This is a genomic window from Stieleria bergensis (assembly GCA_007745635.1).
GTDB lineage: Bacteria > Planctomycetota > Planctomycetia > Pirellulales > Pirellulaceae > Stieleria > Stieleria bergensis.
The window spans coordinates 2,386,066-2,412,490 of the sequence record CP036272.1; the positions used below are offsets into that span (position 1 = coordinate 2,386,066).

Sequence of the window (26,425 nt, forward strand, 5' to 3'; positions counted from 1 at the left end):
GTGCAGGTCTCCTTGGCACACTTCGCTTCCCTGCACTGCCTTTCTGATTCGTCGTGAGTGTCTTGATCGAAGCTGACGAAGCATACTGGACGGAAGTGCTGCTGCGCATGACAAATCAGTCCCGCAACGGACTCTCTTGGGCACGCACAACGCAACTGCTGCGCTATCACCGCCCGGCTCAGTTTGCTTGGCGGTTGATGCGACTGGTTCAGCAACGCACGCAGCGCACCCTGCCGAACCTCTTCACCGTGCCCGAGACGCTTTCGGCACAGCTTAATACGGATCGCATCTCCGGTTTGGTCTCGATTGCCGATCAGCGCTGCAAGCTGTGGCCGCACCGACATCAAGCCGTCGCTGAGATGACCGAAGGTGTGTTTTGCGCTCTGAATCGATGCGTGGATCTCTCCGATCAACGCGGCGGCATCAACTGGGATCCCACTGAATCACGGCTGTGGCGGTTCCATTTGCAAAGTCAGGAAGCCCTGTTGCAGTTGGCCGACGAAACCAACCCCGCAGCAGCATTCCGTTGGATTGAAAGCTGGTTGTCCTTTCCCAAGCATCGACAGCCAGGAATGGATCCAGATGCTTGGCATCCATTCTGTCTTTCACGCCGATTGCCTGTCTGGCTTGGTTTGGCGGCACAACACGGTATCCCCCAGCAGATCGCCAGTGCGTTTTCCGTCGCCTTGGCGAGGCAGTTACATTCCCTGCGTCGTCATTTGGAATGGGACTTGGGGGGAAACCATTTGCTAGAAAATCTGACGGCGCTCTACCTGGGCGAAGTCTATCTGCGGTTTGACAGACCAAGTGACTTGCCCCAGATCGAACGTTGGTTGATGCAGCAATGTGAATTGCAAGTGCTCGAATCCGGCGAGCACGTTGAACGGGCGCCAACCTATCATGCCTTGATGACGGTGTCGTTATTGCAATGTGTGCAAGCTGCCAAAGATGCTGGCCGAGCGGCATCTTTTCCGCTTGCCAAAGTTGCAGCGAGAATGGTTGGCTTTTTAAAGGATGTCCAGCAGCCTAACGGGGAACTGGCGTTGCTGGGAGATTCCGGAACGGATGAGCTACCTGATTTGGATCGGCTACTGAACTGGGCCAGGGCGGTATTGCCAGTCGACGATCAGGACGCAAAGGATTCTGTCACGCGGTATCGGGCCCTCACAGTCGATTACGGTGTGTTTCGCCGGGGCTCGGATCACCAGCTCTTGTTTGATTTTGGAGCCGTGGCCTGTGACCACTTACCAGCTCATGGCCATGCAGACCTATTGAATGTGACTGCCTGTCTGCACGGGGCCACAGCGCTGGTTGACACGGGGAATTTTGAATACGAATCAACAGCCAAACGACGCTACTGTCGATCAACTGCAGCCCATAACGTGTTGCAGATCGACCAGCGCGAACAAGCCGATGTCTTCGGCAGTTTTCGCATGGGGCGACGTGGGCGAGTTCTGTCACGCAACAAGGGAACCGTGACATGTCATGATCAGCGTCGCAGTTACCGCTGGGTGAGTGCGATTCATGACGGGTTTGGTGCTCCAGTGGGACGCTGCGTGCTGGAGACCGATCAAGGTTGGTTGATTGCAGACTGGTGTGGCAAGATTGACGAAGCCAAGTTCGCCACTTCACGACTGCACTGGCATCCTGACTGGGAGTTGCAGAACACAGAGCCCAATCGATTCAATGCCGAACACCAGCATGGCAATGTCTTCATTCATTGGCTGGGAGCTCAGACGCAAGCCGAGATCATGCCTTCGGTCTACTGTCCCGGATTTGGTCAGGCTTATCAGAATCAAACGTTGGTCGGCCGGACTCCGCTATCAGCACAGCATTGGATTGCGGTGCATCTGAATTTGCAATCGGCTGATGCATCACATTCGCCGGCGGTTTCAGCCAGCCAGGGACGCATCTGTTTGCAAATCGCGGAGGGGCCTGCCTTGGAACTCTGTGAAAAAACGGGGACGCAGTTAGACTAAGGCCAGCGAGTCACTTCTTTTTGGGCCGGAATGCCACCAATCGATCAGGATTGGTCTCTAGTCTTGGTCCGTCCATTAAGTCAATGCAGTAGGGGATTGCTGGGAACACAGCATCCATGCATTCGGCAATCGCTTTTGGTTTCCCCGGCAGATTGACAATCAAACTGTCACCCAGCAGGCCAGCGGTCTGCCGCGACAGAATCGCCGTCGCGACCTTTTGGAGCGAAACTTGGCGCATCAGTTCGCCAAAACCGGGCATCATTCGATCGCAAACGGCTTCGGTGGCTTCCGGTGTGACGTCTCTGGCCGAAGGCCCCGTTCCGCCGGTGGTGACGACCAGGCAGCAGTTCTCTTGTTCGCAAAGTTCTTGCAGCGTGCGTTCAATCAGCGGTTGATCATCCGAGATCACGCGTGCATGCGGTTGGAACGGCGATGTAAGGACTTCATCTAAATAGTCCTTGATCGCCGGCCCACCGAGATCCTCGTACTCGCCACGGCTCGCGCGATCCGAAACGGTGACAATGCCAATGTGAGCGATGCCGGGTGTGTCTGGGTTTGATAGCGATGCTTGGCTCATGTCCAATCCAATCCTTCGTGCAGGACGTTTAGGTTTTCGGCCTCACCCTCGGTGACCGCCAGCATGTCTTCAATGCGAACACCGCCGTCGTTGCGGCCATACAGGCCAGGCTCGATGGTAAAGACTTCGCCCAGCAGTACCGGGCCGCCGCCATGGTCCAGTAGAATTGGCTCGTGCACGTCCAGTCCAATGCCGTGACCTGTTCCGTGCTGAATCGAAGGTTCGTCGGTGATGGTTCCTCGCGACATGGGGAAACCAGCATCCAGTAAGGCTTGGTCGGAAGCCTTGTGGACTGCATCAGCCGTTTCACCCAGACGTAATTTAGCTGTCGAGGCAACCTTGGCCGCGGCGACGGCTTGATGCATTTTGGCGACCGTGTCGCTGGGTTGTCCATGCACAACGGTCCGAGTGCAATCGCCCCAGTACCGTGTTTGGTTGTTCATGGGGAACAGATCAACGATGACGGGAACGCCTGTGCGGAGCGTGCCGTCACCGCTATGGTGACAGTCAGCGACTTCTGGGGCCGTTGCAACGATGGCACCGTGAGACATCGAGTAGTCACGCTTGAGAAATTCCGACGCAGCCATCGATCGCACCCGTTGACTGGTTAACACTTGGCCGTCGTGGACCAATTCTCCATTGGCGTTCGCCGTGCTGGTAGCGATACGATGACAGAGCAGTTGCATCACTTCACCGGTGACCGCTTGAGCTTGCCGCAGGAAATCGAGCTCTTGTTCGCTTTTTTGCCGTCGGTCAAGAACACCCAGGTTCGCGTCATATTGCAGGCCAACACCCGCTTGTTCCAAGTGCCATGCAAACACAAAGGGCAGTGTTCGATCAACGCGGACGGTAGGCCATCCTTGTTGACGGCAGAATTCAGCAACAGCTTGAGCCGTTGCCGTTTCTCGGTCAGCATCCAAGCCCTGCTGGGGGGCGTGTTCAGCCGGGCAGGTGACAAGGTCGGCGTGACTGTTTTGACGGACGCGATCCATTTCTAGATCCCGCACCAATGCGACCTTTCGGTCGGGACTTTCGATCCATGCCGCGGGGTCACCCAGGCCGACTTGGATGCGTCGAAAGAGGCTGGGGTTCTTGCCGGCAATTCCGGCCAATACACAAGGGAGTGAGCTGTTGTCGTTCATCTAAGTACAAGTTGGAAGGTGGCTACTTCATGGAGATCATGATATCGGTCAACATTTCATTGGGATCGGTGTCCTCTGGATTGTTGCGATAGATTTCCATCGCTGCAATCTTAGAATTCGCTTTCAGTTGATTGCTACGCATTTGTTGCATGCCAGCTGACCAAGCGTTGCCCAAATGAGCATAGTTGCCATGGTGCGTGATCTGATAAGCTTTGGTGTGAGGAATGGAGTAAGTCTGCAAGCCTGCTGGTGTGGCTTGCTCGGGTGGCAAAATGATGCCGCAGGAGTAATCAAAGATTTGCTTGCGAAGTTTAAACTTGTGGTACAACGCGACCCACTGCTGATCGGATGGGGCAAGTGAAGGCGGTAAGTGTTGCTTGACACGTTCGATCGTGTTTGCCATCCGCTCGCCAATTTCCTGCAGCGTGCAGGTGCCTGACAGGCCAACGACTTGATACGGTCCGTGTTCGGTTTCGCCAACAAATTGACAAGACGACGGAATGCTGCCGGTTTCAACAAGGTCTTTTAACATCGCCAAGCCGCGGTCGTAGTCCATCGAGACCAGGGACTTCATCATGCCTTTAAAGGGAAACATGAACCAGGGCAGCGAGGAGTCCATCTGCCAGCTGACTTCAACGGTGTCTGCGGCGACTCGTTTAAAACGAAATCTCACGTCGCCTTCGCTTTTCCAGGGGCTAATGAAAACGAGTTTGGCGTCAATGGAGGGCTCTGAATTGCCGGAGCTCGGCGGTTGAAGCTGGCGGTGCTGCATCTGCCCTTTGCCAACCACATTGCTGTCCCAACGATAGCCGCTGTCTGGGGTCCCGGGGGCGCCAAACTGCTCCAGAATGGCGTTCGGGTCGGCGAGCAACCAAGGCGACCATGTTGGCCACGTGTTGTAATCGGCGACCACTTGATAAAGCGTATCCAGATCACTCTTGATCTCGATCGAGCGCGACAGATGAAGCTTGGGCATTGCGATCGTCCTGAAGAAGATGACTCGTCTGTTGTCACCATCTTACCCGATCTGAGCGTGCCGCCAAGAATGCTGAACGCAGAACGGGGCGCCCCCAGAGTTGAGGCCAGAGCCAAGTCGTGAATTCCGCCCCAAGTGCTACGGAGAGGCCAGGATTCACTGCTGCAGTTGGACGACACTGATGAGATCGGCGGTGGCAGAAGAGTCATCATGCGACTGTAGTTTAGCAAACGCAATCACTTGTTGACCCACCAGTCGGCGTTGTTCCTGGTCCAGTTGGACTTCGACCGCATGTCCATCTGCCAGCAGCACTGCGTGATGATCATGGTGGCGAATCAACGCTCCAGTGAGCAGGACGCCCTCGGTGTCGCGACGTTGCCAGATGATCCATTGCCAACACAGGGGCTGGAAAGCATTCAGCAGGGATGGATCGTCTTTGATGGTCGCAAGGACTGGCAGCAGAGCGGGTTCGTCTTGTTGCGACGCCAATCCGCTGGTCCGCGCCACCTCTCGAAACACTGAAAGGTTTTGATGCAGGCTGTCCTGTCCGTCAGTCGCTCCGGTTGCGAGTTGTTCCAAGGAGTCCTGAGTGATTTTCAGCTGATTCAGGAAGGCATCGTTGGGACGATAGGTCTGAGGCAAAATCAGCGGTTGAGCGACATCGGTTGCTGCGTCAGTCGTTTCGTTCGCAACGCTGGCAATGCGTTCGATCGCCGGCATTGGCTGCTCAAGTCGTAGCATGTTGGTTTCAGTCGCCGGGGCCGGAGAAATGGCAGCGACGGCGGAATCCTGGCGCATTGGCTGTAGCAGGTCGGCGGCAACCTGAGGAGCCGCGGCGGGCGCAGGAGATAATGGGACAGTTTCCCGGTTGCCAGCTTGGTCAGTCGTTTGGTCGGCAACCTGATAAGCGGTTTGATCAACGGGCGACGGTTCTGGATCCAATGGGCTGGAGTGGCCTGGCGTGGAAGCCATTGGGGGTTCCGGTGTCAGTTCGGCAGTCGGCGAGCTGGTGGTGGCATTGATGTCCACGCTTGGTGGTGCCGTTGAGATGTCATCCGTCTTGGATGCCAGTGGATTTCCAGCAGCCAGTGGATTTCCAGCAGCAGGCTCATTGCCAGTCAGCACGTCTTTCCTGGGGATGGCAGGCTTGCTGGTTGTCGCTTCTGCTTCATCGCTGGCCGCGTTGGTTGTGGCAACCTTGGTGTCGATCAGCTTGGGCTGGTTTCGCATTTTGTCCAGCCGTTGCTGGGCTCGCTGGCGCGCGGTCCCCTGCACTGCTTGCTGGTTTGTTTGCGAACCTGTTTCCTGGCCCGTTTTATTGCGTGGGCCATCATCGACGGTCTTCTTGGCTTCCTGGATGGCCGCGTAGACGTTGCCCAGCATGCTGTCGGCTGGCTGCTCGGCATTGGGCTCGGTGCCATTGGCTGGGAATTGGCTCGCCGATGAGGTGTTCGTTGGATCACCCGACGGCGGCTGGTTCTCTGCGCCCGCTTCAGCATCGCTAGCGGATGGCTCGCTATCACCTAGCAGGCCCGGTTCACCTAGCAGGCCCGGTTCACCTAGCAGACCCGACTGGATGCCGTCAGGATTGGAAGCCATCGCAGGGGATTTGCCGTCAGGGATCCCTAGCGGGTCCCGCAGATTGACTCCTGCGGCCAACAAAATGCCGATGACCAGGCAAGTCGCGATAGCGGTCGGGACCAGTGGTTTCACGAAGCGCAAAAGATTGTTGCGGCTGTTTCGCTCCCTGGGAGTCTTCCAGGTGCTGGTGTTGGTGGCCGGAGCTTCCATCGCCAATGGCACTCGCCGTCGCACGCTGTCTGCTGATTCTCCCAGCAAAGACTCTTCGAGCGAACGCTCGGGTGTCAGTTCGACATGTGACGGGCGAACCGGTTGCTGTTGCAGATACGATTCAGGAGTCACCGGCCATGTGTCGTTGGGTGCATGTTGCTGAGGTGCGGCGTCTAGGCTGTCAGCAGCGAGCGCGGGTGCGGACGGTGATTTCTGTTCCGTCTTGGCAGCGTAGTTTGGTGGCTGTGGCCAATCTTCTGGATTGACGGTGGACTGCTGTGTCTCCACTGGCCGGCGAGAGTGTCGTTGGGAATGGCTGGATGTTGCCTGGTGCTCAGCCATTACTTGCTCAGCCATTACTTGCTCAGCAAGGGGCTGTTCTCTGCGCGGTTGATCAGGCGTTGGAGTGGTCATGACGCTATCTTGGGACTCAATGTCGCAATCCGTTGTGAGGGAATCCATTGGCCCGAATTCCTTTGGGCTGGCGTTGCCTGATGCAGTGCGTCGCGTCGGTGCGAGTTGATCGCTGACGTGACCAAGTTGTCCCGCTGGCCCCACGCCACCGTCTCGCTTTGGCACCGTTTGAATCGAGCCGGGATCGTTGTCAGCGACAGGGGGCGTGGCGCCCTGATCGAAACGTCTGGTCGAGGTGGAATTGGGGACAGTGTAGTGTGTTGCGGTCGTGGACGGAACCGTTAATGGTGGTTCGTTGGTCGCGGTTTGTCGTGCCAGTTGCGGTTTCGCAGTCGTAAGGGTTGCAGGTCGGTTGATGTTTTCAGGATGAGCGGCATCCTGGCGGAGTCTTTGTTGGTCAGCAAACGAAGGATCATCTTGATCTTGATCCAAGATCTGGACGCTGTCGCCGGCTTGGCAACGGGATTGATTCATTGCTACGCCCGAGACTGGCCGCTGTTTTTTGTTTGAACGTTGATAAGGTTGTGGGGATGCTACCGGGAAGCGGTCCGGGTTTTCTAGAGGTGGCGGTTGAGAATCAAATTCAGCCTGGATGGTATGGGACGGATTCGCCGAGGCCGGTATGGATCGGCGTGTAGTGTGTTCTTGAGGGGGCACCTGCGTTGCGGCAGGTTGCTTCGGCTCTGATGCCTTTGCGAGAACGTGTGGGGGTGGAAGTAGTGGCTCGAACGTTGATGCGGGGGTTGTTGCGGAAGCCGATTGCAATGCCTGGTGCAATGATTCATTGTCCGAATCGGTGGCGGCCTTCGTGTTGGTTGCTGTTGTCGCTTCGCATTCAATTGGTAGACCTGTCGAATCCAAAACGGTCGCCGCGGGTGGCTCCGTCATCCGCCATTGCTGAATCGGCTGCACTTGCCCACACCATGGACAGCGAAGTGATCCTCCCTGGGGAATCTCTGCAACTGGTAGTCGCACTAATTCATGACAAATCGAACAGGATGCAGATCGCATAGTTTTCCATTCGTAAAGCTTCATGCACACCAAAGTTTAATCTAAAGGCAGGCCGCGAACACTACGGGGTGGCGATTGAAGTGCAATTGTTGTCCGATCTTGTGAGCCCGTTTCAGCAGTGCTTAAAAAGCCTTGCTGGTAACGACGTTTCCCCCTGAATGCACGAGGAAACAGCCCTCGCGGTACCGGGCGATGGTCCCACAACAGGCGGGTGTTTGCGGTGTTGTGCGGCAAGTTGACCAAGGCAGGGGACGTTGTTCTGCGGCCAAGTTGTTGTAGCGTGCGCTACCAAACCAGTGTGCGGTGACTGTCTCATCGCTCGCTAGAATCGCAGCACGCCGAACCCCGCCCTCCAGCACAAGCGTTTCACATTTTCCGCTATTGAAACCTGAGACGGTATCGATTTAGGGAACTCCCCGCCTGCCAAGCCAGGAATGACTGCAGAACGTCAGCGGTGACGTTGGCTGACCGTTGGTTAATCAACCGCGTAAAGCAAGGGGCATGACGCAGTGGGACATGTCGCTGGGGAGAAGATGCCGGAAGCGGGCGTTCCGCCAGGTTGCTGGGGCGATCGAATAAGAATGCAAACCGACACTCGCAGCGTGTCTCAATGAACGCGCTAAGGGCTTCCACGATCCTGCGGTCGACGGCAAAGGCGCCCGCAGGACTCATCGGATCTGATCAGCCATCGGATTCAGCGGTGGCCGTGTTTGGGTTTGGTCGTTCGGGCGTTTTGGGAGCGAATGCGACCAAGCTAAATCGATCAGTTGCGGGTCACTTTGTCGGCCAGCAAGTGCGGTGTGTTCATGCCTTGAACAAACTTCTGCAGGCCGCTGATCGTCACTCGGTTGTTCAAGTGGCTGCGCAGATTGACGCCTGGATAAGGGGTCACATAGGCCACCGTTAAGCCAGCGTCATCGGTTAGGGCATAGGGAGGGCTGTTTTGGCGAGCCGAGTAGACCTGCACCAGGAATCCCGATGCCGAGTGCGTCTCTGGGCCGGTGGAGGGAGTTGCCAGTGCCGGTGGAAGCGTTGAAAGGTTGCCCGAAGTAGGCAGGATCTTCAACTGGTTGGCTGGCAAGGCGTTGGTGTCGCTGGATGCCGACGCCTGGTTGACCATCCCTGGCGCGACGTTGGAGGCCATGCGAATTCCGCCAACTAAGGGCGGTTTGGTGTGGCCAGTCATTGTGGTCGTGATTTGAGTGGCTCCGTCGCGTTGCTTGGCCAAGTCACGATAGCCTGCCGCGCGGCGATACGTGTCTCGGAGTCGAGTGGTGTCAACGATGTTTCCCGAGCGAAGCAGTTGTTCGGTGTACTTCACGACCAAATCGGTTTCGTCTGCCGATGCGCTCTCGGCAACCAGTTTGGCAAGAATCGTGTCAAGTGTGTCCGCATTGGCGTTTACTAACGCATCTTGGACGCGCGTGATATCGGTGACAGGAATCGCGCGAATGGCTTTTTGGGGAATGACGGGCATTGCCAGGCGGCTCGTGCTGCCGGAGGTTCCGTTCGGTGTCGTGTTGCGAGTCACGTTGCCGACTGCCCATCGTTGGTCCGAGAGTGTGGTGGCGTTTTCAGCCAACGGGTCGGCTTGATTCATTTCCACTAAGCGCGGTGTGCCCACAAAGTTGGCCACAATCTTGGAGACTTGGTCCAGGGTCGAAGCTGGCTTGCCCAGTTCTGATTGTGCCGTTCCCGGGGCAATTGCTTGCGTTGCCGGGGCCATCGTATCGTTGGTTTCCAGAACCGATTGTCCGTCGGTCACAGCGAGCGTCGGTTGTTGGCTCGAGTTGCCAGCGATGGGGTTCAGCGAACGCCAGGCATCTTTCAGGCCGCTGCCGATCACGGCGCCTTGGTCTGGGAACTGATCATTGGATTTGCCGAGGTGGAACTTGACAGGGCCCTCGGATGTGGAATGGGGGACAGTGCCATCCGCTGGTGTGTTTTGCAGCGGTGGTAGCGGAGACAACACCGCTTGGCCATTGTCGATCGGGCTGGCGTTGAGGATTGACTTTGGGTCCAGTTTTGATAGGTTGCCAGTCTCATCAGTGGAGGGAACTGGGCTTTGGTTTGGCTTGGTTGGCTGCGCGACTTCGGTTTCGTTGTTGACCTGCATGATCGCAGCGTCGGGCGATGCCGCGTTGGGATTGGTCAGGATTTTGGCCAAAGCTTCGGCCGTTGGCACGATCTGGTCGCGATGCACCCAGCGAAATTCGCCTGGCGGTGGGACGATGCGCAGCCAGGTGCGTTGCTCCTTGGAGTCGTCGGCCTGCTGTTCGTTGCTTCCTAGGATGGCAACTTCTTCGCCTGCATCGAGCTGGACTTGCCAGCGATAGCGTTTGGCTTGTCCGAGGTTGGTGCCAATCCAGCAAGTCACTTGATCTTCGATGATCATGCCGATGGTTCCGTCATCAGTGAGCTCGACTTGGTCCGCTGGAAGCCAGCAGAAACTCGACTTTACCGGGCGAATTCCCAGCCAGCCATCTTTCGTTTCAAGATAGACCTCAAGTTGTTGTCCAAGGCGAAGTGAATCGGTACGATAGAGTTTTTCCGAAGGGCCACATCGAGCGAATCCGTCGTTCTGCTTGACGAAGACGTTGTACGGAACCTCGCGATCAGCGGTATTGGTGGCTGAATCAGGTGCCTGTATGCCGGATTCCTGTAGGCCAGATTCCTGAGCGTTACTGGTTGCGGTTGTCAACGCTGCCAACGCGAAGCAGGTCAGTAGCATCGATCCGAGTTTGCTCGTAACGCAGCGGTAGCGGTCAAAGAGCGAGGCTTGTACCGTGACATCCATGTCTGGTTCAATGGGTAGGTAGTAGTGTGCATGAACAGCTGTTTCAACTTGTGCAATAGCTGAAAACCGCGGCGCAGATCAAGATGGAATTGCCAGCGGCTTTGCGTCTGTTGTCAGGCTGCGGTCTTTCGTTCTCCTGTGGGCGGCCGAGTTGGAAGGGGCTTGGAGTTAAGATTGATTTTAAACGCGAGCGGCAAGATTCGGCTTCTGCCGGCGCGACAGGCTGTCTCTAGGTAGGCATGGGAAGATAGAGGTCCAGCTGTTGATCGCGGAAACTGCGGGCTTTGACACCGTGGGACCAGAGTTCAAAATATGCCTGCAGCGGATCAGCGGCCGTCAAGGTTTCCGCCAGGAATGGCCACATCAGGTAGTCTCTTAGCATCGCATCGCAGGCAATGAAGTAGTAAGCCGGTGCCAGAAGGGAGGCGTGTGTTTCAGCGGTTTGTTCGTCTGCATCGTTTAAGGAACCGGCTCCAGAATGCAGGTCGTTCAGGATCTCTGGCAACTGGTCGGCGATGATCGTCAACAACTTGCTGCGGTCGACGGGTTCTTTGGGGTGTTTGGGGGCTTTCCCTTGCAGCACGCGAATTTCGATGTCAGTGCCAAGATGCTCGCTGATGGCGTGCTGGCCGGTTTGGCTGGCGATGGTTTGCAAGCCTTGCAGCCATTGCATGCCAAGTTGCTTTGCCAGTTCAGGAGCCAGTTCAGGGGCGTCGCGAACCACGAAAAAGGCATCTTTGCCGCCGCCGGGCCGCTGGCCTGATCCGGCAACTTCATACAGTGGCAGAATCCGATCAAGCAGTTGAGGGGCCTGCGGCAGCGGTTCCAGCAGGTCGCCAAGTCTTTCACCGTCGGGGCGAAAGCTCTGGAACAGGCCGATCAGCATCTCTGCGGTCGACAGTGGTTTGCCATCGGGGCCGATATTTCCTCCATCGCAGCCCGGCTGAGCAGCGGTGCCACCGCATTGACGGGCACGTTCAGCGGCAACTTGGTGGCAATGGTCAGCGAAATCGGACGGATTCATGGCTTTTCTCGACAGGATGGGATCGCGACGAAGTCAAATGCGCTCAGCAGTGCGGTCTCAGCAGTGTGGTCGTAGCCGCACCTCAGTTTGCTGGCGATTCGCATCAAACACTCTTGCAAGCAGAACTGTCTTTGAACGGGGAATTGTAGGGCACGCGACTAGGCTGTCGGAGTCCGGTTTGGCAAAATCACGCGGTGGCGCCAGCGTGTCTGGTGGTGGAGCGGAAATGCTGGGTTTGGATGGGAATTCTGGGGCTTGGCGACCTTGTCGATGCCGCGGTGATGGGCTACCCTCTCGAGCCCCAACGGGAAATATGTCGTTTCCCTGTTTTTTAAACACTTTCGTCCGTGCATTCTGGGATGAAGGGCCCCGGATTTCGGGGGTGTTTTGGAGCAGACAAAGTAGTGTTTCGGATGCGGTTTTGCCGCGCTGGAGCATTCTTGTTGTGAACTGCCTCAAAACATCATGCCCTGGGAACCCGCCAAGGAGTTTGGCAATGGTTTCGTGATGCCCGCACAGACAGCCATGCAATGGAGCATTGAGTCGATGGCAAATCAAATTGTTCAAGACATGATTGAAGCTGGTGTCCACTTTGGTCACCGCACCAGTTTGTGGAACCCGAAGATGAAGCCATACATCTTCGGTAGCAAGAACCAGATTCACATTCTGGATATTCGCGAAACACTGCGTGGCATGCTGCGTGCCCGCAAGTACCTCAGTCAAGTGGCTGCTGGTGGCTCGTTGATCTTGTTCGTCGGAACCAAGCGACAAGCTGGTGAGGCGATTGAAGCTCAGGCATCGCGCTGTGGCATGCCGTTCGTCAGCGAGCGTTGGTTGGGTGGTACGTTGACAAACTTCCGTACCATTCGCAGCCGATTGGGACGTTTGGAAGAATTGGAATCCATCCGTGGTAGCGACGCGATCAACGGTTACAGCAAGAAGATGCAGTCATCGCTGAACCGCGAATACCGAAAAATGTACCGCAACCTGAATGGTCTGCGCACGATGAACCGTTTGCCAGAGTGCTTGTTCATCGTTGACCCCGGTAAAGAACGCAACGCCGTCCGTGAAGCCAAGCGTTTGGGCATCACCACCGTTGGCCTGATCGATACCGACAGCGATCCAACCGCAATCGATCTGCCCATTCCCGGTAACGACGATGGTATCCGCAGCATCGAATTGATTTTGAAGCAGCTTTCCGATGCCGTGATTGAAGGCAAAGGTCAAACTGAAATGGCTGCTGCTGCTGGTGAAGCCGCACCTGCCGCACCTGCGGAAACCGCTTCAGCCACAGAAGGCTGATCGGCGACCAGAGGATCAAGGACCGGTTAACTTGCTCAGCGCGCTGTGAACCGCTGCTCGCTTTGGCCGGTCCTTTTAAACAGAACATTGGATTAACACCATTCCCCACTGATACTTGATGTCCCCCACGGGACGCTCTGGAGGAAACGATGGCGATTTCAGCCAAAGACGTCAGCGAATTGCGTAAAAGCACTGGCGCTGGAATGATGGATTGCAAAAAGGCCTTGGAAGAGTCTGGCGGCGACATGGAAGCTGCCTTGGACTACTTGCGTAAGAAAGGTCAAAAGGTTGCTGCAAAGCGAGCTGACCGCGAAGCCAACGAAGGCGTCGTCGTTGTAGCCTCTGTTGCCGGCAAGTCTGCCCTGTTGGCGCTCAGCTGCGAAACTGACTTCGTTGCTCGTAACGAAGACTTCAGTGCCTTGGCACAGCAAATTGCTGATGCTGCTTTGGCTGCTGGTTTGACCACCAAGGAAGAAGTCGCTGCGATGGAATTCGACGGTTCAACGGTTGCTGAAAAGCTGGTTGAACGAACCGGTACCATCGGTGAAAAGATCGAAGTCGCGGACTTCCAAATCGTTGAAGGCGATTCAGTCTCGTCGTACATTCACGCCGGCAGCAAGATCGGTGTGGTCCTGGCATACCACGGTGGCGGCAAAGACGACGCGGCAGATTTCTTCCGCAAAATCGCCATGCACATTGCTGCGATGAGCCCACAAATCCTGACACCAGACGAATTTGACGAAGCGTTTGTTGCCAAGGAATTGGAAGCACTGCAAGGACAAATCAAGGTCGAAAACGAAGACCGTCAGCGTCTTGGTAAAGCTTTGAAAACCGTTCCTCAGTTCGCTAGCCGCAAGCAATTGACCGAAGACGTTTTGGCCGCTGCTGAAGACGCGATCAAAGCTGAGTTGAAAGCCGATGGCAAGCCAGAGAAGATTTGGGACAAAATCGTCCCCGGCAAAATGGAACGCTTCATCGCCGACAACACGTTGTTGGATCAAGAGAAGTGTCTGCTAAGCCAGTTCTTCGCACTTGACGATAGCAAGACCGTTGAAGCGGCTGTGGCGGATTATCATCCAGAAGCCAAAGTGATTGCGTTCAAACGCCTTTCGGTTGGCGGCTGATTGCGTTCGCCCAACCATGGTTGCAAGTTTTCGGATTGACTCACTGGCTTAGCGGCCGAAGAGATCAAGCGAATTAATTTGCCCGATCAATTCATAAACCTCGCCTGCCCATGTTGGACAGGCGAGGTTTTTTCGTATGCTTTTGCAGGGCATTTGCGATGCGCGTCGTGTCCGCGCGTTGTATGTTCCAGCAGCGTATGCGACGATGGATCGGTGCGTCTGCTTTACTTCCAAGCCATGCCAATTCGCTGGACCAAAACGGATGTCAGAATCTCAGTCTCTTCAGTACAAACGTGTCGTTTTAAAGCTCAGCGGTGAAAGCCTGGCGGGTTCCGGCGGCCGTGGCATCAGCGGAAAAGAAATGTCCGAAATTGCCGGCCAGATTGAGCAGGCTCATCGGTCAGGCTGTCAGATCGCGATCGTGATCGGGGGCGGAAACATCCTGCGTGGCGCTCAGTTTTCTGGAACCAATGCCTTGGTCCAAGAAGCGACTGCTCACTACATGGGAATGCTGGCAACGGTCATCAACTCATTGGCCATGCAAGACGCGATCGAAGCGTTGGGGCTTGACACTCGCGTGATGTCTGCGGTCCCGGTGGACAAGATTGCCGAAACCTTCATTCGCCGGCGAGCGATTCGGCACTTGGAAAAGGGACGCGTGATCATCCTGGCTGCGGGAATCGGAAACCCGTTTGTCACAACGGACACCGCGGCCGCTCAGCGCGCCCTGGAAATCGATGCCGATGTGGTTCTGAAAGCCACACGCGTGGATGGAGTTTACAGTGACGATCCCGAAAAGAATCCACACGCGGTGTTGTATGACCGGTTGACCTATCGTGAAGTCAATGAAAAACAGCTGAAGGTCATGGACGCCACGGCGATTGCGTTGTGCCAGGAGCACAGCAAGCCGATCTTGGTGTTTAACTTCAAGAAAGCCGGTAGCATCGTACAAGCAATCAGCGGCAAGACCGTCGGTACCTGGATCGGCGCTGAATAGCGTCTGTGATCAAGCCGCGTTCCGATTGATGTGAATGTCAAGACACCGCGTCCCGCTGTGTCGATGATCTTTGCCGTGGAAAAAAAACGGACACGGCTGAGCCGCAATGGCTTAGAAGTCGATAAAATCGTCGTAGGTGACTGCTCTCACAGCGCTGCAATTTCTCCAGCAGAGCGTATGATTAAGCAGTGAAATCAAAGTCCTCCAATTCCTCAACCCAAGGATGCATGATATGTCCGCAGATGAAACCCTGATGGATACCGAAGAACGCATGGAAAAAGCCATCAGCGTGCTGGGGAACCAGCTCTCTGGCATTCGGACCGGTCGCGCCACGCCCGGATTGGTCGATTCGCTGAAGGTTGAGGCGTACGGATCACTCACCCCGCTGAAGCAGTTGGCCTCCATCGGTGTTCCTGAGCCACAGCAGATTTTGATTCGTCCCTACGATGCGAGCACGATCAAAGACATCGAAAAAGCGATCGTTGCCAGTGACTTGGGAATGAGCCCTCAGAACGATGGCAAATTCATTCGCTTGAATGTGCCTGCCTTGTCAACGGACGTGCGGAAGAAGATGGGCATTCGCATCAAGGAATTGGCCGAAGACTCCAAGATTTCCATTCGCAATATTCGTCGGGATGGCAACAAGACCGCCGATCAGCTGGAAAAGGACAAAGAGATCACCGAAGACGATCGCGACAAGCTGAAAAGTGACATCCAGGACTTGACCAAGAAGTTCGAAGAGCAGGTCAACGAACTGGCCAAAGCTCGCGAAGCGGAAGTCATGGACAGCTAAGCAGTTCGTTTATCGAGCCCACCGCAGGGCGCCCGTCATGTTCGTAGGGTGCCGTGCTTGCACGTGCAGCATCCAGGTGGCACTGTAAGTGCATGGTTTGTTCGGGCATTGGTGCGTCCAGGGGACGCGCCCTCTGTCGCTTCGCCCTGTGATTCTCAAAACCATGTCTGATGCTGATTCCCGCCCACTGTCAGTGGGCCGATCAGCCTTCTGATAAGCCGCGACGTGAGCGAAGGTTCAAGATCATTGCGCCGCTGGCAATCAGGATGATCAATGCGCTGACCACGAAGTACAGCGTCACGATGACCATGTTGCCTGCATTTCTCATCACGTTGTCTTCAATCACGCTTTGGTCCAGTGGCAAGGCAAACAGTGCCGAGAACGGACTGAGGATCCCGCACAGGTCAATCACTGCATACGTTTGATTGGTGAAGTTCAGCATCCGTGTCAGAATCGCCAAGGCCGGTGGCACCACGTAAAGGATCAACAACGTGGAATACGTCAACAACAAGGCGACAGATGTTTTGCGTGAGAACAGTGAGCAAACCAAGCCGATGACGCAGTTAACGACGCACACTGACAGCACGATCAACAGCATGAGCAGCATGCTGAGCCAGTTGCTGTACAGATCAGGATTGAATCCTGCACCCAGCAGCAACGGCCATAGCAGGAAGCAGGTTAGCACCAGCGAGATTCGAAAGCGGACTAGAAACTTGCCCCATAGGATTTGCACCGGTGATAGCGGGGTGGTCAGCAAGAGGTCCAGTGTCTGTCGTTCACGTTCGCTAGTGATGCTGCTGGCCAAAAACGTTGGGCCAACAAGCATATTGAAGACAATCACATAAACGCCGAACCAGGGTGCATGCTCAGGCATGAAGAACAGGAACACCGCCATCATCGGGATCGCCAACACGATGCTGATCTGGATCACAAGTCGCAGCATCAAGGTGCCTTGGCTAAAGATCTCACTGTGGAGTTCTTTGTCGTACACCGGGTTAGCGCCGTCGGCCATCAGTGATTCTTTCTTTGGTGGCGCAAACAGGCGGTCGGGGAATTGGTCCGGTTGAATCACCAAGCCGACAGCGTTCTTGGACTCCTCTTCTAGATCAAAGACCTCTTTGCCTTCGCTGCCCATGTCTGGCGGGTACAGCAGGCGTTGGGCCGAGAAGGCGCACATTAAGATCACGCCCGTCAGTCCAAACGCGGGGAATACAATCGTGGCCAAGTTGAGACGCAGGTTGCCTTCATCGGCCAGGAACACCCAGACCAAGCAGGCGCCAATCACCAGCGGCAGGATCGCGACATAACTGACCACCAACGCGTTGCTGGTGTTGGGAAAGTAACTGCTGCAGAACACAGCGATGGCGCCAAAGAGGATCACCGAAATGATCAAGCCAGCATAAGCCGCCAGCACTTCGTAAAGGCTAAATCCGCCCAGCGGCAAGCACAGCACGATGATGGGCAGCGATCCAATGATCAGCATGCCAATATGTGTCAGCGAGGCGATCATTTTGCCAGCGATGATCGCGCCGGGACGCAGTGGGCTAGCCAGCAGCATCTCGTAGGTCTTGCGTTCCTTTTCACCGGCAATCGCTCCGGCGGCGAAACTGGGCGCCATCAGTGATGCGATCACATACTGCCCCAGGAAAAACAAGTTGACCAAATTGGTCGCCGATGGCGGGCTGGTGCTCAGGTCAAGTCGTTCGTCTGATGGCCAGGCTGCAACCACTATGATGGCCAGCAAAATCTGGTACGCGGCAAGCAGAAAGATGGCACGATTGGTGCGAAGATTGACCAGCAGTTCGCGCTGCAGAACAGGGTTCTCGAAGATATACATGTTGTAAAAGCAAAGCTCGCAGCAGAAGCAGTTCATCAAGGGGCTGTTCGAGCGAATCAGACCTGACTGCTATTCTAAGCGATTGGCGTCTTTGAGGGGGCTCCGGGAACCTCTTTGACAAATTTTGGCACTGCGTAACCAGGAAGTATGCTGCGCAGCTGCTCCATGATCGCTTCCCCGCGTGATTGTGGCACCAGAAAGTGGCTCGCTCCTCGCACCTGATCCAGTTGGTGAAGGTAGTAGGGCTGAACCTTGGCGTTGACGAGTTTCAGGCAAAGTTGGGACAAGGCCTCGGCACGATCGTTGACTCCCGCCAGCAGAACCGCTTGATTCAAGACTGGAATGCCGTGGGCTGTTATTCGCCGCAGTGATTCCAGCACAGGCTGATCCAATTCCTGAGCGCAGTTGCAATGGATCACAAACCAGCACGCCAGCCGAGATTTGGACAGCGTCTGGATCAGTTCTTGGGTGACGCGCTGAGGGATCACGATGGGCAGTCGGGTATGAATCCGAAGACGCTTGACATGGTCGATGGATTCGATGCGGTCAATCAGTTGTGCCAGCACGTTGTCCGACAGCGTCAATGGGTCGCCGCCGCTAAGTAGCACTTCGTCGATGGATGGATCGGCTGCGATTTGTTCGATGGCGGCGGCGTAGCGATCGCGGACTCCTGAGGTCTCTGTATACGGGAACTCGCGCCGGAAGCAATAACGGCAGTGGACGGCGCACATGCCGTTTGTGATCAGCAGGGCGCGGCCGTGATACTTGCGCAGCAGGCCGCCCTCGTTTAAGGCTTGCAGGTCGCCAACCGGGTCGGGCACAAAACCCTCGGCAGGCTGCAGTTCCTGCTCAGACGCCAGGACTTGTCGCAGGATTGGGTCATTCGGGTCGCCCGGACGGATGCGGCTGAGCAGTTCCAGCGGGACCAGTGTTGGGAACGATTCTGCGGCATCCGCGTCCGGAGCCGGTGGCAGGTTCAGGCGCTGACGCAGTTCAGCCTGGCTGCGAATGGCCGATTGCATGGATTGCTGCCAGCTTGGGATGGGGGGGGGCGTCGCCAGCTTGCGATTCGGCCCCCGATCACCCCCGATCGCCTCTGTGGATGACGGTCGATCGGATAATCCGGTGCGATGACTGGGCTGGGGAGGCTGTGAGTCGCTCACAATTTGGATCTCGCTGGGGGACGGGCTTCAGAGGCGTAACCGCGGGCAACGGTCATGCGGGATTGACTCCGGAAAAACGACAGAAACTAACGCTTACCTGGGCAGGACAAAACCCAATTGGCTCGGTACACTTTCGAACTCCTTTCCGAGCGAATTCGCACCACCAGCGACGCTCTCGTTGAATGAATCATGGAGTCGACCAACTTATGGCAACTTACAACACCAGCGATTTTCGAAAAGGTCTGAAGATCCAAATCGATGGCGAACCGTACCTGATGACCGACATGCAGTTCGTCAAGCCAGGTAAAGGAAATGCATTTTACAAATGTAAAATGAAAAACTTGGTCCGAGGCACCACGCTGGATCGAACCTACAAGGGCGGTGATTCATTGGAATCGGCCGATGTTGAAACCACCGATGTTTCCTTCCTGTATCGCCAGGGTGATGAATACGTCTTCATGCATCAAGAGACCTTTGAGCAATATGAAGTTCCCGAAAAGGTCGCCGGCGAAATCTGGAAGTATCTCAAGGATGGCATGATTTGCACCATGACAACCTTCAATTCAAACCCCATCATCGTTGATCCACCAACCATGGTTGAATTGGAAGTCACCGAGTGTGCGCCGGGTGCCAAAGGCGATACCGCGACTAACGTGACCAAGCCAGCGACCGTCGAGACCGGTGCCGAGTTCATTGTACCCGGATTCATTAAGACCGGCAACATCATCAAAGTTGACACCCGCACTGGCGAGTATAGCGAACGAGTCAGTAGCTAGCTGATCAGATGGCTTCACGAAATCAAATGGCGAATCCGCTTTTGATTCCGGAGCTGCGCGAGATGCTGGCTGAGCAGAACGTTGCGGAACTGGAAGAGTTCTGCACTGCGCTCAATGCTGGCCGAACGGCTGAGTTCATGGAGGGGCTTGAGGACCATGAGCTATGGAGTGTGTTGCAGTACGCACAGCCAGATCGGCGCGCGGAGATTTTTGGCTACTTTGAAGAGCAACGCCAAGTTGAACTGCTTGAAGAGCAAAATCTTGACGAAGTCGCCTCGTTAATCGAAGAGATTCCCCCGGATGACCGGGTGGACTTGATTCGCGAGTTTTCAGCACGACGTGTTGGCGAAGTCCTGAATCGGTTGCCCGTCGATGAACGCCGGGATATTCAACGCTTACGTTCCTATCCCGAAGGAACGGCCGGTGCGTTGATGACCACCGATGTTGCGATGCTTAGCGAAACGCTAAACATTCGCGAAGCGCTCGATGAGCTTGGCCAGCAGGCCAGCGAGCTGGAAACGATCTATTACATCTATGTCGTTGATGAAGACAGCTTGTTGCGGGGCATCGTCTCCACGCGTCAGCTGGTTTCTTCATTACGCACGCCCGAGAAGACTCTCGGCGAGATGATGGAAACCGATGTTGTGGTGGCTGATGTTGATGAAGATCAAGAATCGGTTGCCGAAAAGGTTGAGCATTATGACTTGCTTGCCATCCCTGTCGTCGATTCTGGGCGTCAACTCTTGGGCATCATCACGCACGATGATGTGCTGGATGTTGTTCGTGAAGAACTGACCGAAGACGCCCAGCGGATCGCTGCCGTCACGCCGCTGGAACAAGAGTTCCTGCGGATTGGCTTGCTGGATCTTTCTCGCAAGCGTGGCATCTGGCTGGTGATCCTCTTTTTTGCCGCCTTGCTCACCGCGTTTGCTTTGGAGCATTACGATGCCGAGCTGCAGAAGTACATCTGGTTGGTGTCTTTCATTCCGCTGATCATCAGTGCTGGAGGGAATTCCGGTAGCCAGTCGGCAACGTTGGTGATCACCGCGCTGACCAGTGGTGAAGTCGAGACACATGACTGGCCCAAGGTCTTGTACCGTGAAGCCTTGGTGTCCATTTTATTGGGTGGGGCCTTGGCCTTGATTGGCTATGGGGCCGCTTATTTCATGGCACCCACGGCGGTGGCGGCCCTGGTGATCCCATTGACCTTGCTGGCCGTGATTTTTGTGGGGTGTTGCTGTGGGGCTTGTCTGCCCTTAATTTTCCAGCGTTTGGGGCTCGATCCGGCCATGATGAGCAATCCCTTTGTCGCCGGAATTGTCGACATCATGGGCATCGTGATTTACATCAATATCGCCCGCGCCCTGCTCTGAAGGCCGTTCGGCAATCTGTCTTTCGTTTCCCAGTGCTGCTCTTTTCGGTGCTCGTCATGCGCTGGCGTTGCGTCGCCGTGCGAACCCATTGTGGGCGTCTCGGGTTGACGGAAAATCCCGCCCGCGACCGATTCTCAGGATCGCGTTTTCGCGTTACCCTGTGGTCTGTCTTGGGACCCGAAAAATATCTCTGTTGATCGACCATTTTGCTATGTCTGAATACCGAAACGAACATGATTCGATGGGTGATGTGCAAGTACCTGCAGACGCCTACTACGGAGCACAAACACAACGCGCGGTCGATAACTTTCCGATCAGCGGATGGCGCTTGCCGGAAACCATGATTCAAGCCATGGGGATGGTCAAACATGCCTGTGGGATCGCTAATCGTGACTTGGGAAAACTAACCGGAACCGGCAAGAATCCCCTGTCCGATGACCAAGTCGCTGCAATGTTGGCTGCCGCAGACGAAGTTGCCGACGGCAAGTTGGCCGATCAGTTCCCCGTCGACGTTTTTCAAACCGGCAGTGGGACCAGCAGCAACATGAACATCAACGAAGTGATTAGCAATCGAGCGATCGAAATTGCTGGCGGCGATCGGATGGCGATCGAGAAATCCATCCATCCGAACGATCACGTGAACATGGGGCAAAGCACCAATGACACCTTTCCGACGGCCATTCATGTAGCCACTGCGGTGCAGATTCAAAACGCGTTGCTGCCAGCGCTCAAGAGCTTGCACGCTTCGCTGGTCGATAAAGCTGCCGCCTGGGACAAAATCATCAAAATCGGTCGGACTCACTTGATGGATGCCACGCCGCTGCGTTTGGGCCAAGAGTTCGGCGGCTTTGCGCGGCAGGTGGAACTGAGCATCGCGCGCGCTGAAATCGCTCGTGACAGCGTTCTGGAATTGCCCGTTGGCGGTACCGCCGTCGGCAGCGGTATCAATACGCATCCCGAATTCGGCAGTCGCGTGGCAGCTGCTCTCCAGCAACGAACCGGAATCAAGTTCATTGAAGCCGTCAATCACTTCGAAGGGAATGCTCAACGCGATGGCTTGGTGCAAGCACACGGCGAACTGAAGTGCATTGCCCAGACGCTGTTTAATCTTGCCAATAACATTCGTTGGCTCGGCAGTGGACCTCGCTGTGGATACTACGAAGTCAAATTGCCATCGCGGCAGCCCGGCAGTTCCATCATGCCAGGGAAAGTCAATCCTGTGATGTGCGAATCCATGATGCAATTGACCGCGCGAGTGGTTGGCAATGATGGCACGATCACATTAAGTGGTGCCGCTGGCGGTAATTTCCAGTTGAACATCATGATGCCGGTGATGGCTCAGACCATCTTAGACTCCATCATGTTGCTCGCTGGCGGAAGCAATGCCTTCGTCGACTTCTGTGTCGCCGAGATGGAGCCAAATGAAGAGGCCTGCAACGCCGCCGTTGAGCAGTCGCTATCCATGTGCACCAGTTTGAATCCACTGATCGGATACGAACAGGCAGCCAAGCTAGCCAAGGAAGCCTTCGCCAGCGGGCAAACCATTCGTGAACTGTGTTTGGAAAAGCAAATCCTTCCGGAGGATCAGCTGAGCGAAGCCTTGGATCCCTGGAAAATGACCGAGCCACAAGGTTAGGCAATCCACCGAAAAATGCGTTCGTCACGGTTCTTGCACTGGCGCTGCGTCCCGGAAACCGGGACGCACGGCGAAGCGGCTCATCAGCGTGACCCCACCGGCCGCTGGGCATCTCGATTTCAATCGATCACTCGTAGATCGGGAAAAAGGTGTTGAACGCCTGTTCGCCGAAGTCGCCTGGGTCGTTGAATCGCTTGTGTTGATCCATTGCCGAAATGGTGGCCATGTGTTGTTCAGTCAGTTCAAAGTCAAACAAGCTTAGGTTTTCTTTCATCCGTTCCACGCGGCTCGATTTGGGGACAATGGATGTCCCGCGTTGTACGGCCCAACGCATCAAAACCTGCGCCGGCGTGCGGTTGACTTCTCCTGCGATTGCATGAATCTCTTCGCGATCGATCACACCTTCGCCTTCGGTTGCCATGCCCAGCGAGTAGTAAGACTGGGCACCGAGCGGCGAGAATCCGGTGACGTGAATCTTGCTTTCAGAACAGAATCGCAAGAGCTTATCCTGCGTCAAATAAGGATGCAATTCGATCTGCATGACACTTGGGGCAACCGCTGACGACGCCATTAAATCTCGCAATAGCGAAACGCCAAAATTGCAAACGCCAATGTTTCGCGATAGCCCCGCCTGTTGTAATTCGACCATGGCATTCCATGTGTCAATGATTGGCACGGCGTCGGCAACCATCTTTGGTTCCGCGGCATCAGGGTCAAAGAACCAGCCCGGCGGATAGCGTTTCTCAGGTGCAACATAAGCCAGTGAGATTGGAAAGTGAACGTGGTACAGATCCACGTAGTCCAATTGCAGATCCGCGAGCGTTTTCTCGCAGGCCGCGCGAACGTGTTCCGGTCGGTGGAACGTGTTCCAAAGTTTGCTGGTGACCCAAAGCTCTTCACGCTTGATCAGTCCGTCTGTGATCGCTTTGGCAATCCCCTGCCCTGCTTCCGTTTCATTGCCGTAATCACAGGCAGCATCAATGTGTCGGTAACCGATCTTGATGGCATCGTAGACAGCCTGTGCGGTGTCTTCGGGGGCGATTTTCCAGATTCCAAGTCCGACAGCAGGGATCGTGTCACCGCTGGAAAGAGTGAATTCGTTTGGCATGGGAGGATTCAAATGCAATCAAGGTCAGGGAGGGATGAAGCAACCGCATCATCATTTCAGATTTTAGAAGGATTGACTAGATGGTCGCGGTGTGGAATCCAAACGTCGACTGGCAGGCGGATGGTGGATCAGTTGCCAGCTTGATCAGACCAAACGCCGAACTGGTTTCCGCTGGGATCTTTGAACTGAAACCTGAGGCCACCGGGAAATGTCATGATGTCAACTGAGATCGTGCCACCCGCCTGAATCACGGCACGCTGTGACGCTTCCAGGTCGCTAGAGTACAGGATCACGAGCGGACCGCCGGCGACGATTTTATCAGCCTGGTACATCCCGCCGCACTCACCGACTGCATCCATCCTTCGAATGCCAACATACTCTGGACCGTAATCATTAAAGGACCAGCCAAAAGCCGCTGCGAAGAATTGCTTGGCTTGGTCCAGGTCCTGGACTGTGAATTCGATGTAGTCGATGGCGTGATGGATAGAATGATCCGGCATGGTTCGATTCCGAAAAGGGGGCATAAAAAGGTGTGCTGCCGATGTGCAACATGCAGGTCGCAAGGCTACCGGACAGGGTTTTGGTTGTGCTCAATGTCTGGCCAGATCACGCTGCTGCATACCCGTCCGGCACCAAGTGACCATCATCCTGGCGTATCATTTTTTGAGCTTGTTTGGTACAGTCGACGCTGCGATCAATTTTGCTCATCTGCGGGTTGGTTTTTCGGCCAAAAATTCTTCTTTCTAATTGGGCTTCAACGGGACACATGCAAGAACAGGAAAGTGTAAGCCGGTCGATGCTTGCCGGGCTACCTGAAGAAGGTCTGTCTGATTTTTTGTCGGCGTGTCAATCTCGTTGGCATGATGCTGGAGAAAGCATTGTTCAGGCGGGCGAGCCCGGCGACGAACTGTTCTTGATCTTGTCTGGTAAAGTCCGAGTCTGGTCCGGCGAAGGTGCCGCAGTTCGCGGACGAACCTTGACCATTTTGGGCCCCGGAGAACATTTTGGTGAGGCGGCTGTGATCTCTGGCAGTCCTCGCAATGCCACCGTCACGGCGCTGACTTATGTCGAGGTCTTGGCACTGTCCGCCGCAGACTACAAACGCTTAGTTCAGTTGCATCCGCAATTGCTGCAGAACCTCTCACGCAGTTTGACTGATCGCTTGAGCAGCATGAATCAGTCGCCACAGGGCGTCAAGCACGAGCAGCGCGAGATCCATTCGATTGGTATCCTGGTTGATGACGATGCGGGGCTCGAATTGGCGCGTGCTTTGATTGAAGAGTTGGCACGCGATCATCAGCAACTCGCAGTCTTGTTGACGCAGTCTCAGCCGCTGCCGCTGGGGCAGTCCTGGGATGCATTCGCGCCCGCCGAAGTAGCCGTGTCCGAGTTGCGGTTTCGGATTGCCGAAGCGACCCAAAAGAGTGCCGTGATTACCGTCGCAGTGGGCCGCGATGCAATGCAGGAAGCGGCCAAGCAGTGCCATCGAATCATTGTGACACTTGATAGTTCCGCCGACCTACCGGAAATGGTGCAGCGGCTGATTGATGAGGGGCCCGTTCGTCAGCAAAAGGTGTTGGCGTGGATGATGAAAAACGAAACCGCCAGCGGCGATGCGATTGGCGAAGAATCGATTATCGGTCATGCGCGTCGAGCACCGACTCCAGAACTTGAACACGCCGCCGCAGTGCGCTGTCGATACCAGCGTCCCGGTAATCGCATTTGCTTTGAAGCCGACTCCATTGTGCGCTTGAAACGAACGCTCTATGGAAGGCGAATTGGATTGGCTTTAGGTGGCGGCGGTGCGCGTGGGATCGCGCACATTGGTGTCTTGCAAGTCTTGTTGGGCAATGGGTTAGTGTTCGACTCAATTGCTGGAACAAGTGCTGGAGCAATCGTTGCCGCGGCGATCGCGGCAGGTTATAGCCCCGACGAGGTGCATGGGTTTTTCCGCCAAGACATGGTGCCACCACGTTGGGTCTCGAAATACACGATGCTGCGAGCCATTTGGTTATTGCATCAGTTTCGAGGGGGGCGATTTGAGAACAAACTGCGGCGGTATTTGCGCCGGCTGACATTTGCGCAAGCTGATTTCCCGCTCTCGATTACGACGCTTGATTTGGTGACAGGGCAACAGCAGATTCGCCGTGAGGGCGATTTGGTTGAAGCCGTTTTGCAAAGCATTAATCATCCTGTCTTTGGAGCACCGGTGATTAAAGACGGCCAGATGCTGGTCGATGGCGGGGTGTTGATGAACGTTCCCGCGTCCGTGCTGCGTGGTGAAGGCTGCGATCGCGTGATCTCAGTGGATGTTGGATCGTCCTTGGATGAACAGTTTGGGATCCAAGCCAACGGTCGGGTGGGAAAACCAGGCTATTTGGGAACACTTCTTCGCACAATGGATATCAGTCGGCGGCATTGTAGCGCCTTGCATCGCGAAGAAAGCGACCTGATCATTGTGCCAGAGACCAGTCAGTTTAAAATTGAAGACTTCCACGCGGTTGACGAATTGGTCGAAGCGGGACGCCGAGCGGGTGAAGCTGCCTTGGTCGCCGCTCGCGATGCGATTCGCTTCGAACCCGTGCTCCAAATGAACGTTTAGGCG

19 protein-coding genes are annotated in these 26,425 nt (G+C 55.5%); 9 read left to right on the forward strand and 10 right to left on the reverse strand.

Annotated features, from left to right (window positions below; translation table 11 throughout):
* Positions 1–53: 53 nt before the first annotated feature.
* Entirely contained in the window at positions 54–1,979 is a 1,926-nt protein-coding gene (locus SV7mr_RS08040; RefSeq protein WP_145270871.1) for a heparinase II/III family protein, read from the forward strand.
* A 10-nt stretch (positions 1,980–1,989) separates the two neighbouring features.
* Here the strand turns inward: SV7mr_RS08040 and mog are convergent, their stop codons facing one another.
* The 6 genes from mog to SV7mr_RS08070 form a co-directional block, all read right to left on the reverse strand.
* Entirely contained in the window at positions 1,990–2,556 is a 567-nt protein-coding gene (gene mog, locus SV7mr_RS08045) for a molybdopterin adenylyltransferase (RefSeq protein WP_145270873.1), read from the reverse strand.
* Positions 2,553–3,698 carry a M24 family metallopeptidase gene (locus SV7mr_RS08050; RefSeq protein ID WP_145270875.1) on the reverse strand — a complete coding sequence of 382 codons (1,146 nt, stop codon included), beginning with the start codon at positions 3,696–3,698 and terminating at the stop codon, positions 2,553–2,555. The genes mog and SV7mr_RS08050 overlap by 4 nt, the downstream gene beginning before the upstream one ends.
* 22 nt (positions 3,699–3,720) lie before the next feature.
* Positions 3,721–4,674 (reverse strand): SRPBCC family protein, encoded by a 954-nt coding sequence (locus SV7mr_RS08055; RefSeq protein ID WP_145270877.1) that lies wholly within the window; start codon positions 4,672–4,674, stop codon positions 3,721–3,723.
* Positions 4,675–4,830: 156 nt separating this feature from the next.
* Positions 4,831–7,353, reverse strand: coding sequence for a hypothetical protein (locus SV7mr_RS08060; protein WP_145270879.1), 2,523 nt, complete (start codon positions 7,351–7,353; stop codon positions 4,831–4,833).
* 1,300 nt (positions 7,354–8,653) lie between these two features.
* Entirely contained in the window at positions 8,654–10,687 is a 2,034-nt protein-coding gene (locus SV7mr_RS08065) for a hypothetical protein (protein WP_145270881.1), read from the reverse strand.
* A 229-nt stretch (positions 10,688–10,916) separates the two neighbouring features.
* A complete protein-coding gene (locus SV7mr_RS08070; protein ID WP_145270883.1) occupies positions 10,917–11,711 on the reverse strand; it encodes an apolipoprotein acyltransferase in 795 nt (264 codons plus the stop codon).
* Between the two features lie 546 nt (positions 11,712–12,257).
* Between SV7mr_RS08070 and rpsB the strand changes: the two genes are divergently transcribed.
* From rpsB to frr, 4 genes are all read left to right on the forward strand, one after another.
* Entirely contained in the window at positions 12,258–13,013 is a 756-nt protein-coding gene (gene rpsB, locus SV7mr_RS08075) for a 30S ribosomal protein S2 (RefSeq protein ID WP_145278206.1), read from the forward strand.
* A gap of 149 nt (positions 13,014–13,162) precedes the next feature.
* Positions 13,163–14,137 (forward strand): translation elongation factor Ts, encoded by a 975-nt coding sequence (gene tsf, locus SV7mr_RS08080; protein WP_145270885.1) that lies wholly within the window; start codon positions 13,163–13,165, stop codon positions 14,135–14,137.
* Between the two features lie 262 nt (positions 14,138–14,399).
* The gene (pyrH, locus tag SV7mr_RS08085; RefSeq protein WP_419188243.1) at positions 14,400–15,134 is read left to right on the forward strand and encodes a UMP kinase; all 735 of its coding nucleotides are present in this window, start codon (positions 14,400–14,402) and stop codon (positions 15,132–15,134) included.
* A 232-nt stretch (positions 15,135–15,366) separates the two neighbouring features.
* The gene (frr, locus tag SV7mr_RS08090) at positions 15,367–15,927 is read left to right on the forward strand and encodes a ribosome recycling factor (protein WP_145270889.1); all 561 of its coding nucleotides are present in this window, start codon (positions 15,367–15,369) and stop codon (positions 15,925–15,927) included.
* Positions 15,928–16,129: 202 nt separating this feature from the next.
* Here the strand turns inward: frr and SV7mr_RS08095 are convergent, their stop codons facing one another.
* Both SV7mr_RS08095 and epmB read right to left on the reverse strand, forming a co-directional pair.
* Positions 16,130–17,800, reverse strand: a complete 1,671-nt coding sequence (locus tag SV7mr_RS08095) for an ABC transporter permease subunit (protein WP_145270891.1) — start codon at positions 17,798–17,800, stop codon at positions 16,130–16,132.
* Positions 17,801–17,838: 38 nt separating this feature from the next.
* The gene (gene epmB / locus SV7mr_RS08100) at positions 17,839–18,927 is read right to left on the reverse strand and encodes an EF-P beta-lysylation protein EpmB (RefSeq protein WP_419188244.1); all 1,089 of its coding nucleotides are present in this window, start codon (positions 18,925–18,927) and stop codon (positions 17,839–17,841) included.
* Positions 18,928–19,133: 206 nt separating this feature from the next.
* Here epmB and efp point away from each other — a divergent pair, with 206 nt between their 5' ends.
* The 3 genes from efp (at position 19,134) to SV7mr_RS08115 (ending at position 22,712) form a co-directional block, all read left to right on the forward strand.
* Positions 19,134–19,703, forward strand: coding sequence for an elongation factor P (gene efp, locus SV7mr_RS08105; RefSeq protein WP_145270893.1), 570 nt, complete (start codon positions 19,134–19,136; stop codon positions 19,701–19,703).
* A gap of 26 nt (positions 19,704–19,729) precedes the next feature.
* Entirely contained in the window at positions 19,730–21,076 is a 1,347-nt protein-coding gene (gene mgtE, locus SV7mr_RS08110; protein WP_145270895.1) for a magnesium transporter, read from the forward strand.
* Positions 21,077–21,287: 211 nt separating this feature from the next.
* Complete coding sequence (locus SV7mr_RS08115; protein WP_145270897.1) at positions 21,288–22,712, forward strand: class II fumarate hydratase; 1,425 nt, start codon at positions 21,288–21,290, stop codon at positions 22,710–22,712.
* A 127-nt stretch (positions 22,713–22,839) separates the two neighbouring features.
* Here the strand turns inward: SV7mr_RS08115 and SV7mr_RS08120 are convergent, their stop codons facing one another.
* The gene (locus SV7mr_RS08120) at positions 22,840–23,820 is read right to left on the reverse strand and encodes an aldo/keto reductase (RefSeq protein ID WP_145270899.1); all 981 of its coding nucleotides are present in this window, start codon (positions 23,818–23,820) and stop codon (positions 22,840–22,842) included.
* 128 nt (positions 23,821–23,948) lie between these two features.
* A complete protein-coding gene (locus SV7mr_RS08125; RefSeq protein ID WP_145270901.1) occupies positions 23,949–24,320 on the reverse strand; it encodes a VOC family protein in 372 nt (123 codons plus the stop codon).
* A 266-nt stretch (positions 24,321–24,586) separates the two neighbouring features.
* Here SV7mr_RS08125 and SV7mr_RS08130 point away from each other — a divergent pair, with 266 nt between their 5' ends.
* Complete coding sequence (locus tag SV7mr_RS08130) at positions 24,587–26,422, forward strand: patatin-like phospholipase family protein (RefSeq protein WP_145270903.1); 1,836 nt, start codon at positions 24,587–24,589, stop codon at positions 26,420–26,422.
* Positions 26,423–26,425: the final 3 nt, after the last annotated feature.

Coding starts and splice junctions, on each gene's coding strand:
- SV7mr_RS08115 (WP_145270897.1), top strand. CDS start 21,288: ATGTCTGAATACCGAAACGAACATGATTCGATGGGTGATGTGCAAGTA.
- mog (WP_145270873.1), bottom strand. CDS start 2,556: ATGAGCCAAGCATCGCTATCAAACCCAGACACACCCGGCATCGCTCAC.
- SV7mr_RS08065 (WP_145270881.1), bottom strand. CDS start 10,687: ATGGATGTCACGGTACAAGCCTCGCTCTTTGACCGCTACCGCTGCGTT.
- SV7mr_RS08070 (WP_145270883.1), bottom strand. CDS start 11,711: ATGAATCCGTCCGATTTCGCTGACCATTGCCACCAAGTTGCCGCTGAA.
- SV7mr_RS08120 (WP_145270899.1), bottom strand. CDS start 23,820: ATGCCAAACGAATTCACTCTTTCCAGCGGTGACACGATCCCTGCTGTC.
- tsf (WP_145270885.1), top strand. CDS start 13,163: ATGGCGATTTCAGCCAAAGACGTCAGCGAATTGCGTAAAAGCACTGGC.
- SV7mr_RS08095 (WP_145270891.1), bottom strand. CDS start 17,800: ATGAACTGCTTCTGCTGCGAGCTTTGCTTTTACAACATGTATATCTTC.
- SV7mr_RS08060 (WP_145270879.1), bottom strand. CDS start 7,353: ATGAATCAATCCCGTTGCCAAGCCGGCGACAGCGTCCAGATCTTGGAT.
- rpsB (WP_145278206.1), top strand. CDS start 12,258: ATGGCAAATCAAATTGTTCAAGACATGATTGAAGCTGGTGTCCACTTT.
- SV7mr_RS08130 (WP_145270903.1), top strand. CDS start 24,587: ATGCAAGAACAGGAAAGTGTAAGCCGGTCGATGCTTGCCGGGCTACCT.
- SV7mr_RS08055 (WP_145270877.1), bottom strand. CDS start 4,674: ATGCCCAAGCTTCATCTGTCGCGCTCGATCGAGATCAAGAGTGATCTG.
- efp (WP_145270893.1), top strand. CDS start 19,134: ATGGCAACTTACAACACCAGCGATTTTCGAAAAGGTCTGAAGATCCAA.
- SV7mr_RS08125 (WP_145270901.1), bottom strand. CDS start 24,320: ATGCCGGATCATTCTATCCATCACGCCATCGACTACATCGAATTCACA.
- SV7mr_RS08050 (WP_145270875.1), bottom strand. CDS start 3,698: ATGAACGACAACAGCTCACTCCCTTGTGTATTGGCCGGAATTGCCGGC.
- frr (WP_145270889.1), top strand. CDS start 15,367: ATGTCCGCAGATGAAACCCTGATGGATACCGAAGAACGCATGGAAAAA.
- pyrH (WP_419188243.1), top strand. CDS start 14,400: ATGTCAGAATCTCAGTCTCTTCAGTACAAACGTGTCGTTTTAAAGCTC.
- mgtE (WP_145270895.1), top strand. CDS start 19,730: ATGGCGAATCCGCTTTTGATTCCGGAGCTGCGCGAGATGCTGGCTGAG.